Source organism: Polynucleobacter finlandensis, assembly GCF_018881755.1.
GTDB lineage: Bacteria > Pseudomonadota > Gammaproteobacteria > Burkholderiales > Burkholderiaceae > Polynucleobacter > Polynucleobacter finlandensis.
Genome location: NZ_JACVPS010000002.1, coordinates 305,252 through 316,560 on the forward strand (window position 1 = coordinate 305,252; position 11,309 = coordinate 316,560).

An 11,309-nucleotide genomic window follows, 5' to 3' on the forward strand; every position below is an offset into this window, starting at 1 on the left:
TATTTTTATTTGGGCTGTAAGAGCTCGCGCACTAGTGGCAAGGTTACGGCACGTTTTGTTTCCAGAGAATAAGAATCTAAAGCATCCATTAAGGCCATTAAATTTGGCATGTCACGATAAAAGCGATTTAACAACCAAGGCAGTACGTCTGGTGATAACACGAGACCGCGCGCCTGAGCTGCCTGTTCTAAGGCTTGTATTTTCTCATCATCGTCTAAAAGATGGGTTTGGAAGATTAAGCCCCATCCAAGGCGTGTGCGCAGATCTTCGCGAAGCTCGAGGTTAGCCGGCGCTGCTTTACCGGCCATAAAGATATGAATAGCCTTGCTTGCTTGAACGCCATTGAGAATCCGAAACAAGGCGGCAACCAGACGCTCATCTAAACGATCTACATCATCCACGGTAATCACAGAGGGTGTATCGAGTTCTTCCAAGGAGCCCATCTTTTCTTCGAGCCGTACCCAGGAAATCGGTTCACTTGGACTCAAGGGGAAGCACTCAATACCAAATTGCTCTGCTGCATTACCTAGTGCTGTCAGCAGGTGGCTGCGTCCGGAGCCTTCTGGCCCCCACCAGTAAATCCAGCGCTCATTTAAAGGATTTTCTGCGGCGCCATTATTTTTTTTGCTTGCCCAACGATTGACTAAGTTACGCAAACTAGAAATCAGCGCTAGATCCTCGCCTGGCAAAAAATTATCGAGGGTGGCTTTGGGGGTGTGGCTGATATCAAGTGCAAATTGTCTCGGCAGCGGAGTCTTATTCATTACTACTAAGCCTACTTTTGATACCAAGCGCTTTGGGTATAGCGTGACCAGGTGTATTTCATGAGGACTAGGCTGACTGCGCTAATTGGCAGAGCGAGCAGTACGCCAAAGAAGCCGAATAATTTACCGAACAATAACAAGGCAAACAAAACAGCCACGGGATGCAAGCCAATACGCTCACCAACTAAGCGGGGCGTGAGAAAGAAGCCCTCAAGAAATTGTCCAATGCCGTATACGACCAGCACGCCAATCACTGCACCGCCTGGACCAAATTGTAAAAGTGCAGACAGGACTGCCAAAGTAAGGCCTAGAGCAATGCCAATGTAGGGAATCACAATCATGAGTGCTGTGAATACACCCAAGGCAACCGCCCCTTTGATGCCAATGAAGCTTAAGCCAATGCTATAGAAAATAGACATGATGGAAATAACAATGAGCATTCCCCTGAGATATTGAGACAGCAAGCCATCGGTATGCATCGCGAGGTGATGTACGGTCTCTTGTGCGCGCTGGGGTACTATTTGTTTGAGCAATGCAAAGAAGTGATCCCAATCTATCAGCAGATAGAACATCACAAACAGAATTAAGACCGCATTGACAAAGCCAGCAATCACAGAACTTCCAGACATCAGCACTGTGTCAAGGGTCGTGCTCATGAGTGCATCGGCGTTATCGTTGATGTGCTCGGTGATTTTTTGGGTGACATTGGCCTTCAGATCCATCCAATCAACATTGATATGAAATTCAATGAGTTTTGGGCCTAACCAAGCTTGGGTATTTTGAATCCAGGTTGGTAACTGCGTTTTGATCAGGGGAATCTCGTTTTTAAGCAGGCCGATAAACAGGGCTAGGATGAAAAAAACCAGCCCGAGGCCAATAATCATGGCAATCGCAGCTGCCACAGTGCGGGGGATCTTTTTCCCCTCAAGCCATAGGCAAACTGGGCGCAGGGCATACGCCAGAATGAATGCGGTGAGAAAAGGGGTAAAAATTTCAGCCATCGTGCATGAATCCTCTAGAATTCAATGATTCTACTGATCAAGTAGCGTTTTTACTAATCTTCGACCTCTGCCATGACCTCATCTACTCATTCTTCCTCAAAAGGCCTTTCCTACCGCGACGCAGGTGTCGATATTGATGCTGGGGATGATTTAGTTGATCGTATTAAGCCTTTGGCCAAAAAGACCATGCGCGAGGGTGTTTTGGCAGGTATCGGCGGTTTCGGAGCTCTTTTTGAGGTGCCCAAGCGCTACAAAGAACCAGTATTGGTTTCGGGTACCGACGGCGTTGGCACTAAGTTGCGCTTAGCTTTTGAATGGAATCGCCATGACACCATCGGTCAAGACCTGGTGGCGATGAGCGTCAACGATATTTTGGTGCAGGGTGCAGAGCCCCTCTTTTTCTTAGATTATTTTGCTTGCGGCAAGCTTAGCGTTGATACGGCAACTACCGTAGTGGCTGGTATTGCTCATGGTTGCGAATTATCTGGCTGCGCCCTCATCGGTGGTGAAACTGCTGAAATGCCTGGTATGTATCCCCCAGGTGAATATGACCTAGCTGGTTTTGCGGTGGGCGCGGTTGAGAAATCTAAAATTATTACTGGTGCAACGATTGCCCCAGGCGATGTGGTCTTGGCAATCGCTTCCAGTGGCGCTCATTCCAATGGCTATTCTTTAGTGCGCAAAATTATTGAACGCGCCGGCGCAAAACCAAGTGATGATTTAGGTGGTCGCTCATTGGGTGATGTAGTGATGGCGCCGACAGAAATTTATGTGAAGCCACTATTGAAGTTGATTTCAGAAATCAACGTTAAGGGCATGGCGCACATTACTGGCGGTGGTCTAGTAGATAACGTGCCGCGCGTACTCCCAGAAAATACTCAAGCAGTTTTACATCGCGATAGCTGGCAAATGCCAGAGCTCTTCCGTTGGTTGCAAATGAAGGGTGGCGTTGCCGATGCGGAGATGGTGCGCGTCTTTAACTGCGGTATTGGTATGGTGGTGATTGTTTCTGCTGATCAAGCAGAAGCCGCTATTAAGTCACTCAATAGCCAAGGCTTAACAGCGTGGACTGTTGGTGATGTGGTTGAACGACCTAAAGACGCTCCGCAAACCATCGTGATCTAAGCTGATTGAATTAAAGTTTGCTTGCAGTAGTCTAGAGCTGCCTTTAACTCTGCTGGGTTAAAGGGGTCAAAAGTATTTCTATCGGCAATCGCTCTTAACCAAGTTAACTGCCTTTTGCCGAGCTGTCTTGTGGCCGCCAAAGCTTTGTAGCGCATCTGCTCCCAATCGGACTGGCCATCTAGATATTCCCAAATTTGTCGATATCCTACCGAGCGAATCGCTGGTAGATCGGGATGCAGGGCAGTGTTAGTGCGAAGCTTTTCCACTTCCTGAATCAATCCACCATTGAGCATTTCATCAAAGCGTTTTTCTAGATTGGCATGTAGTCTGCTGCGATCACTAGGCTCAAGCGAGACAAGATTAATCCACTCGGGAATGGCGGAGCCTTCTCGGCCGTCTTCGCTGGGTGAGTCTGCTAATAACTCAGACATGGGCTGTCCAGTAATTTCATACACCTCAAGAGCGCGTTGCACCCTTTGAGAATCATTGGGCATTAACCGTGCCGCCGTGATCGGATCAAGCTTCATTAATTCTGCGTGCATCGCTGGCCAGCCAAGCGCTTTGCCTCGCTTATCTAGACGTACGCGGATATCTGCATCAGCTGGTGGCAAAGAAGATAGGCCATGTGCCCATGCACGCCAATACAACATCGTGCCACCGACAACTACTGGGATATTGCCGCGTGCGCGTATTTCTTCACAGAGTCGCTTGGCATCGTTGGCAAACTTTGCTGCTGAATAAACCTCTGTTGGATCCAGAATATCAATGAGATGGTGAATCACTGCAGCTTGCTCTGCTTGAGTAGGTTTAGCACTACCAATATCCAAACCACGATAGACCAAAGCAGAGTCCATGCTAATGAGTTCGATCGTCAAGCCAAGCGATTGCGCATGCTCTGCGAGAGACATGGCGAGATGGGTTTTGCCTGCGCCTGTAGGGCCCACAATACAGAGGATGGGTTTGCTAATAGGAGCATGCTGAGGCTGAATGTGAGGTTCAGTTTGCATCCCTTGATTATAGGAGCCTGTTAATATCCGCTTCAAGCTAATCGTTGGAGTGCAAGTTGATTGATACCCTTTTGCAAATAAGTGACTTATTGCTGCATATTGACCGCCATCTTGATGTGGTGATTCAGCAATACGGCTACTGGGCGTATGGTTTGTTGTTTGCAATTATTTTTGCAGAGACGGGTTTAGTGGTTGCGCCATTTTTGCCTGGCGACTCATTGCTCTTTATTGCGGGCGCCTATTGCGCTACGGAACACTTTAATCTTTGGACCTTGTGTTTTGGTTTACTAGTTGCAGCTGTTGCTGGTAATACCGTGAACTATTTCATTGGGCGCTGGATTGGCCATCGCGTGTTTAGCAGTGAATCACGTTGGATCGATCAGGCTGCTTTGCGAAAGACCCATTCTTTTTATGAGAAGCATGGCGGTAAGACCATCATCTTGGCGCGCTTCCTGCCGATTATTCGAACCTTTGCGCCATTTGTTGCCGGCGTTTCGGAAATGAACTTTTCTCGTTTCCAGTTATTTAATATTACTGGTGCTGCATTGTGGGTATTTGGCTTAGTAGTGGCTGGCTACTTCTTTGGAAATATTCCGATTATTCGGGAGAACCTCAACATCATTGTTTTGGTAGGTATTGGCGCTGCTGCTGTACCTATTGTGCTGGCGGCACTATACAAATTATTTCAGCGTAAGAAAAAATAACTGCAAAAATAAGTAGTAGAAAAGGATGTCAACAAAACTGCAGCAAGAATTTAGTGTAGTTTTGTTTGGCCTTCGAGCGTAGCAATGTGCTCACGAATATCACTGGCATCTTCTGCGCCAGGGACTTCCTCGAGATAGCGCTGCATATCTGCCAGTGCAGGACGTAGATACTCTAGCTGTGCAAAGATCAGGCCGCGATCACGAATCTCTTCTACTGAGTCTGGCAAGAGAATGACGAGTCGCTCTTGAACCCCAAGCAGTCGCTCCCAACGCTCATGCTCTGAGTAAATCATTTTGAGATTTCTGAGGAAGCGAGAAAGAATTTCTCGTGGGCTGGAGGCGCGCAAGAATAAATTCAATGGCAGGCTGAGCTCACCACGATAGCCCTTGGCATCAAGGTAAGGATCGAGCATCTCTTGTAATTGATGCTTAGAGAGTGAATCACCAGTCAGCGGATCCATGATGATTTCGCCTTGCTGCAAAGAGATACGCATCATGAAATGATTGGGGAAGGACACCCCCCGAATCTTGAGGCCGATTTGCTGACCCAATTCCATCATCAAGATAGCTAAAGAGATGGGGATCCCTCTACGGTTCTCAATGATTTGATGTAGATAAGAATTCTCGGGCGCATAAAAATCATTTGGGTTTGGACCAAAACCCAACTCTGTGTAAAAGAAGTGCTTGAGAATTTGTAAGCGCTGCATTGGCGCGGTATCGGCAGTAACACGTGTCTTGAGCTTGGTACCCAATTGATCAATCTGATCGAGTACACCCTGGACATCAAGATCTGGATAGGCATGCTGTGCAACAGCAATGGCTGCTTCCGTTAAAGGGAAGTGTTCATCCTCGGCAACTAAGGAGGTGAAATAGTCGAGTTGTTGTGTTGGCATAAGGGCTATTTTGCATGACGTAGAAATTTTTGCCAGCGAATTCCAACAAGACCCAATGCGGCAAAGTAAATCACTGCGGCAGCGCTGAGCCAGCCGGCGATTAACCCAATGCGGATCCAGGGATTAGCTTGTAGGGCAATCCAATCATGCGTATTGGCGGCGTAGTAAAGCAATACCCCAAAAGGAATTAGAGCTAAGAACAGTTGCCCCAGATATTTTCCCCAGGCAGCATCAGGCAGGGCGCCACGCTTGTGCAAGCCTACCCAAAGCAAGCCTGCATTGAGGCACGCGCCAGCGCCGATGGAGAGTGCAAGACCTGCATGCCCAAACCAAGGCACAAAGACGAGGTTAGCCAATTGGGTTGCTACTAAAACGAGCAAACCAATTTTGACTGGGGTGCGAATATCTTGGCGGGAGTAAAAACCGGGAGCCAAAATTTTCACTAAAATTAAGCCAATCAGACCTACGCCATAGGCAGCCAAGGCGCGTTGTGTCATGAAGACATCGAGCGCATTAAATTTGCCATAGTGATACAAGACTGCGGCTAAGGGCTCACCAAAAATAAAGAGGGTCAGTGCGCAAGGGGCGGCCAATAAGAATGTCAACTGCAATCCCCATATGAGTAATTCGCCAGCATGCTTTAAATCATTTTGGGCATTTGCTTTACTCAGACTGGGCAATAAGACCGTGCCAAGTGCCACACCCAGCAGTGCCGTTGGAAATTCCATCAATCTGTCTGCGTAAGAAAGCCAAGAGACACTTCCGGCAGGAAGGCGCGATGCGATATTAGTATTGATGATCAAAGAAATCTGGGCAACAGAGACGGCAAAGACTGCGGGACCCATGAGTTTTAGGACCCGTCTTGCCTCAGGATTGGTGACTGCTTTCTTGATGGCTCCAGGGAGTAATCCAATGCGTGGCAACAACCCCAAGCGAGAAAGTGCCGGCACTTGTATTGCCAATTGCAAGACACCGCCCAAAAGAACGCCAATGCTCAAAGCGTAGATAGGTTGCTCTAGGTGTGGCGCCAAAAAGACGGCGCTGCCGATTAGGGCTACATTGAGCAAAACAGGGGTAAAAGCGGGAATGGCAAAGCGCTGAAAGGTATTCAGAATCCCCGCGGACAGAGAAACCATGGAAATCAGACCAATATACGGAAACATGATGCGGGTCATGACGACGCTGGCCTCATAAGCTGGACCGCCCTTAAAGCCTGTAGCAATCACCAGAATCAACAAGGGGGCGCCGATGACGCCCAGGAGCACCGTTAGGAGCAAAGCCCAAAATAAAAGGGTGGCGACCGCATTTACGAGGATTTGAGCCTGTTTTTGGTCCCCATTGCTGGAAACTTCACCCAAAATAGGGACAAAAGCCTGGGAAAAGGCCCCTTCCGCAAATAATCGGCGTAGTAGGTTGGGTAATCTAAAGGCCACATTAAAGGCATCCGTCCATTCTGAGGCCCCAAAGCTACGGGCAATCAAGGTCTCCCGGAGGAGGCCGGTGATGCGGGACAGCATGGTTAGGGAGCTAACCTTGGCAGCAGCAGAAAGCAGATTCATGAGCCGATTTTCACCTATTTATCGGGCGACTGGGCTTTTTTGCCCCTTTACTGTAAAATCTTGGGTTTTGGTGGCTCGGCATCTGAAATTGCATGAAGCTGACTACCTGAAGTAGATTTTTAACTAATCGTATTTTGTAAATTAATAGGCAAGGTTTAAAGATGGCCAATACCGCACAAGCGCGTAAACGCGCACGGCAGGCAGTAAAACAGAACGAACACAACTCCAGTTTGCGTTCTAAGCTTCGCACTTCCATCAAGGCAGTTCGTAAAGCGATCGAAACTGGTGACAAAGCTGCTGCAGCTAAAGTATTTTCAGCAACCCAAGCAACAATCGACAAGATTGCTGACAAAAAGATTGCTCATAAAAATACTGCATCACGTCAGAAGTCACGTTTGTCTGCAGCTATCAAGGCGATGGCAGCGTAATTCTGAGTTTGTTTTAGGCTGGCAAGAGAATCTTCTTGCCAAAGCCCGCTCCTTATCAGAGCGGGTTTTTGTTTTTAGGATTGGGTTTGTGGTTTGGGTTCAAACTCACAAGCCTCTTCGATCGGTAGGCTGTTGTCTTTGGCAAAGTTCATGACAAAGTCGAGCGCTCGAGGATCAAGGTCACCCAATCTGGTATCAATAACAACGCATTTCACTTTTGCAATAACGACTGGTCTGACATAAGGCGAGTAAGTGAAGCGGGGGTCTCCAGCGTCGCCTGGAGGGCGAAAGCTAGCCATGACCCCGCAAAGACGTTCGGCCCAATCACTGGGGCGAAATGGTTTGCCAGAGGTGGTAATGCCTTGAATGAAAAGCTTTTTGTGGTTCAAGTGGGCGTAAAGATCGTATTAAGAATTAGTATTGTCAGACCCCTAGCTTAACAGCGTGAGATGGTCGTAAGATGACTTTAGGAACTATTTTCGTGCAGTCGTGTGCCCTTAGAAAAAATGCAAGCTAAAACTTTAGTAGAAAGCTCAACTATGACTTCCTTGGCAAAACCTCAAGTGCCTGGTCAGGTAAAGCATTACTTGCAATTTTCTGACCTGACGCGCGAAGAGTATGACTACCTACTCAAAAGATCCGCATGGCTGAAGGCTAAGTTCAAGAGCTACGAAACATGGCATCCTCTGCATGACCGTACCTTAGCCATGATTTTTGAGAAGCACTCGACTCGTACCCGCCTCTCCTTCGAGGCTGGCATCCATCAGCTTGGTGGCCATGCGGTATACCTCAACACCCGCGACACTCAGTTGGGTCGTGGTGAGCCTGTAGAGGACGCTGCGCAGGTGATTTCGAGAATGACCGACATCATCATGATCCGGACTTTCGGTCAGGACATCATCGAACGTTTTGCTGCGAACTCACGGGTTCCTGTAGTAAATGGCTTAACCAATGAATTTCATCCTTGCCAAGTGTTGGCAGATATCTTTACCTTTGTCGAGGCTCGTGGCCCGATTCAAGGTAAAACGGTTGCTTGGGTTGGTGATGCCAATAATATGGCTTACACCTGGATTCAGGCGGCTGAGTCTTTAGATTTTCAAATTCGGTTCTCTGCTCCAGCAGGGTATCAATTAGATGCCTCTCGTTTGACACCATCTGCCAAGAATCATCTGACTGTCTGTGCTGATCCAGAGGATGCCTGCAAGGATGCCGACCTAGTGACCACTGATGTGTGGACCAGCATGGGTTATGAGGATGAAAATACGTCCCGGATGGATGCTTTCAAGCATTGGATGGTTGATCAAGAGTTGATGTCTTTAGCCAAGCCGGATGCTTTGTTTATGCATTGCTTGCCAGCGCATCGTGGGGAAGAGGTTTCTGCCGAGGTGATTGATGGTCCGCAAAGTATTGTGTGGGAAGAGGCGGAAAATCGTTTGCATGTGCAGAAGGCTTTGATGGAGTATTTACTCTGTGGTCGTTTGGATTGAGTATTAATTAATTTTTAATTGAATAGAAATCATGTCTGATATCAAAAAAGCAGTATTAGCGTATTCCGGTGGTCTTGACACAAGCGTAATCTTGAAATGGCTTCAAGATACATACCAGTGCGAGATCGTGACCTTTACAGCTGACTTAGGACAGGGTGAAGAGCTTGAGCCGGCGCGTGCCAAGGCCCTGCAGTTTGGTATCAAGCCAGAAAATATTTTTATTGATGACTTGCGTGAAGAGTTTGTGCGCGACTTTGTATTCCCAATGTTCCGTGCCAATACGATTTACGAAGGTGAATACTTATTGGGCACTTCTATTGCCCGCCCCTTGATTGCAAAACGTCAGATCGAAATTGCTCGTCAGACTGGTGCTGATGCGGTATCGCATGGTGCTACTGGTAAGGGTAATGACCAGGTTCGGTTTGAATTGGGTTACTACGCACTCGAGCCAGGAATTAAAGTGATTGCGCCGTGGCGTGAGTGGAATTTACTCTCACGTGAAAAGCTCATGGCCTATGCAGAAAAGCATGGCATTCCAGTTGAGATGAAGCACAAGCAAGGTGGCTCACCATATTCAATGGATGCCAATCTCCTACATATCAGTTACGAAGGCCGTCATTTAGAAAACCCAAATGCCGAAGCTGAAGAATCGATGTGGCGTTGGACAGTTTCTCCTGAAAATGCACCTGATGCGGCGCAAGTGATTGAAATTGAATTCCGTGCCGGTGATCCAGTCGCTATTGATGGCAAAGCTTATGCACCTCATGATTTGTTGGCTGAGTTAAATCGCCTTGGTGGCAAGCATGGCATTGGTCGCCTTGATTTGGTTGAGAACCGTTTTGTTGGCATGAAGAGCCGTGGTTGCTATGAAACCCCTGGCGGGACGATCCTTTTAAAGGCTCACCGCGGTATCGAGAGCATTACTCTTGATCGCGAAGTAGCTCACTTGAAAGATGATTTAATGCCACGCTACGCTAGCTTAATTTATAACGGCTTGTGGTGGGCGCCTGAGCGCATTGCTTTACAGACCATGATTGATCACACGCAGCAGATGGTTAATGGTGTTGTCCGCTTGAAGCTCTACAAAGGTTCTGTGTCTGTTATTTCTCGAGATTCAGCTAACACTTTGTTTGATCAAACGATTGCAACCTTTGATGATGATGGTGGCGCCTATAACCAAGCTGATGCTGGTGGCTTTATCAAACTCAATGCATTGCGCATGCGTATTGCTGAAGTGGCTAGACGTAAGCGTGCCAAATAAGAAAATAGTCATTTAGTAAATTAGATTAGAAAGAATAACGATGCAATTTGATCAAGTATCCGTAGGCAAGAAAGCCAATGTATTTTTTGATGGCAAGTGTGTTTCTCACACTGTCACTTTGCCAAATGGCATCCGCAAGTCAGTCGGCGTAGTTCTGCCAAGCACGCTGCGTTTTGACTTAAGTACTAAAGAAATTATGGAAGTGGTTGATGGCAATGCTTTTGTGAGCATTAACGGGGCCCCAGAGCAAGAGTTCAAAGCCGGTCAAAGCTGGGAAGTGGAAAAAGGTGGCTACTTTATTATTCGTGCGGAAGCACCTGTGCACTATGTTTGTCACTTTGAGTAAGTCTTATTGATTGCGGCCAGTCCGCGGTAAAAGAAAATGCAGACCTTGGTCTGCATTTTTTATTTCCTGGGTAGGCCTGTCATGACTGTGCCTGGCACAATCACCCGTTCGGAGAACCATTGCTTATTCATTTCAAGGGCATACCGTACCGGCGCTGTTGGGCAATGGTTATTGGTGGTCTCAGCCTGCATCTCATTGATGTTCACAATCTTGCCATCGTCAGCAATGAAGGCAATTGATAAAGGAATCTTGGTGTTATTCATCCAGAAGCAGTGCCCCGCTTTTTGCTCGAAAACAAATAACATGCCGGAATTGGTTGGCATGCTCGTGCGATTCATCAGCCCAACCTCTCTTGACTTGGGGGTATCAGCTAGCTCAGCTTGAATGCGATAGATCCCAGTTTTGAGTTCGATAGTAGGCAATCCCATATTGACCTGTGCAAGTGAGTAGCCTGAGCAGATGGATGCAAGAAGAATAAAAATGTATCGGATGAATGTAGATGGTGTCAGCATGTTGTGTATTTTAAGTGAGGCAAATCGCAGGCGAAAAAAAACCCAGGAACAAGTCCTGGGTTTTCCGTAGTGATCTACAGACTATTAAGCACCTTGGATATTGGTAGCTTGTTTGCCTTTAGGACCTTGGGTAATATCAAACGTTACCTTTTGGCCTTCTTTGAGGGTCTTGAAACCGCCCATTGTGATCGCGCTGAAATGCGCGAACAACTCTTCTTCACC

General features: G+C 47.5%; 14 protein-coding genes. 6 read left to right on the forward strand and 8 right to left on the reverse strand.

Annotated features, from left to right (window positions below; all coding sequences use genetic code 11):
• Positions 1–5: 5 nt before the first annotated feature.
• Both hda and ICN49_RS02140 read right to left on the reverse strand, forming a co-directional pair.
• Positions 6–764, reverse strand: coding sequence for a DnaA regulatory inactivator Hda (gene hda / locus ICN49_RS02135; protein ID WP_216165212.1), 759 nt, complete (start codon positions 762–764; stop codon positions 6–8).
• 11 nt (positions 765–775) lie between these two features.
• Positions 776–1,765: an AI-2E family transporter gene (locus ICN49_RS02140; protein ID WP_216165215.1), complete on the reverse strand. Its 990-nt coding sequence runs from the start codon at positions 1,763–1,765 to the stop codon at positions 776–778.
• A 72-nt stretch (positions 1,766–1,837) separates the two neighbouring features.
• Between ICN49_RS02140 and purM the strand changes: the two genes are divergently transcribed.
• Positions 1,838–2,890, forward strand: coding sequence for a phosphoribosylformylglycinamidine cyclo-ligase (purM, locus tag ICN49_RS02145; RefSeq protein ID WP_216165218.1), 1,053 nt, complete (start codon positions 1,838–1,840; stop codon positions 2,888–2,890).
• Here the strand turns inward: purM and miaA are convergent.
• The gene (gene miaA / locus ICN49_RS02150) at positions 2,887–3,897 is read right to left on the reverse strand and encodes a tRNA (adenosine(37)-N6)-dimethylallyltransferase MiaA (protein ID WP_216165221.1); all 1,011 of its coding nucleotides are present in this window, start codon (positions 3,895–3,897) and stop codon (positions 2,887–2,889) included. The two genes, purM and miaA, sit on opposite strands and share 4 nt — an antisense overlap.
• A 59-nt stretch (positions 3,898–3,956) precedes the next feature.
• On the opposite strand from miaA, the gene ICN49_RS02155 reads away from it, so the two are divergent.
• Entirely contained in the window at positions 3,957–4,601 is a 645-nt protein-coding gene (locus ICN49_RS02155; protein WP_216165305.1) for a VTT domain-containing protein, read from the forward strand.
• A gap of 50 nt (positions 4,602–4,651) precedes the next feature.
• On the opposite strand, the gene ICN49_RS02160 is transcribed toward ICN49_RS02155, so the two are convergent.
• A complete protein-coding gene (locus tag ICN49_RS02160; protein ID WP_216165224.1) occupies positions 4,652–5,494 on the reverse strand; it encodes a SirB1 family protein in 843 nt (280 codons plus the stop codon).
• A gap of 5 nt (positions 5,495–5,499) precedes the next feature.
• Positions 5,500–7,053, reverse strand: a complete 1,554-nt coding sequence (murJ, locus tag ICN49_RS02165) for a murein biosynthesis integral membrane protein MurJ (RefSeq protein ID WP_216165227.1) — start codon at positions 7,051–7,053, stop codon at positions 5,500–5,502.
• Between the two features lie 161 nt (positions 7,054–7,214).
• Here murJ and rpsT point away from each other — a divergent pair, with 161 nt between their 5' ends.
• Positions 7,215–7,481 (forward strand): 30S ribosomal protein S20, encoded by a 267-nt coding sequence (gene rpsT, locus ICN49_RS02170; protein ID WP_216165230.1) that lies wholly within the window; start codon positions 7,215–7,217, stop codon positions 7,479–7,481.
• Positions 7,482–7,555: 74 nt separating this feature from the next.
• Here rpsT and ICN49_RS02175 read toward each other — a convergent pair whose 3' ends face one another.
• Positions 7,556–7,870 carry a DUF3579 domain-containing protein gene (locus tag ICN49_RS02175; protein ID WP_216165233.1) on the reverse strand — a complete coding sequence of 105 codons (315 nt, stop codon included), beginning with the start codon at positions 7,868–7,870 and terminating at the stop codon, positions 7,556–7,558.
• 150 nt (positions 7,871–8,020) lie between these two features.
• Between ICN49_RS02175 and argF the strand changes: the two genes are divergently transcribed.
• From argF to ppnP, 3 genes are read left to right on the forward strand one after another with little or no spacing between them, the layout of a single operon-like run.
• A complete protein-coding gene (gene argF, locus ICN49_RS02180; protein WP_216165236.1) occupies positions 8,021–8,968 on the forward strand; it encodes an ornithine carbamoyltransferase in 948 nt (315 codons plus the stop codon).
• A 31-nt stretch (positions 8,969–8,999) separates the two neighbouring features.
• Positions 9,000–10,229, forward strand: coding sequence for an argininosuccinate synthase (locus ICN49_RS02185; protein WP_216165238.1), 1,230 nt, complete (start codon positions 9,000–9,002; stop codon positions 10,227–10,229).
• A gap of 40 nt (positions 10,230–10,269) precedes the next feature.
• Complete coding sequence (gene ppnP, locus ICN49_RS02190; protein WP_216165241.1) at positions 10,270–10,575, forward strand: pyrimidine/purine nucleoside phosphorylase; 306 nt, start codon at positions 10,270–10,272, stop codon at positions 10,573–10,575.
• A gap of 59 nt (positions 10,576–10,634) precedes the next feature.
• Here the strand turns inward: ppnP and ICN49_RS02195 are convergent, their stop codons facing one another.
• Both ICN49_RS02195 and ICN49_RS02200 read right to left on the reverse strand, forming a co-directional pair.
• The gene (locus ICN49_RS02195) at positions 10,635–11,087 is read right to left on the reverse strand and encodes a DUF192 domain-containing protein (protein WP_216165244.1); all 453 of its coding nucleotides are present in this window, start codon (positions 11,085–11,087) and stop codon (positions 10,635–10,637) included.
• 84 nt (positions 11,088–11,171) lie between these two features.
• A partial coding sequence (locus ICN49_RS02200) for a cold-shock protein (protein WP_216165309.1) occupies positions 11,172–11,309 on the reverse strand: 138 nt, incomplete at its 5' end.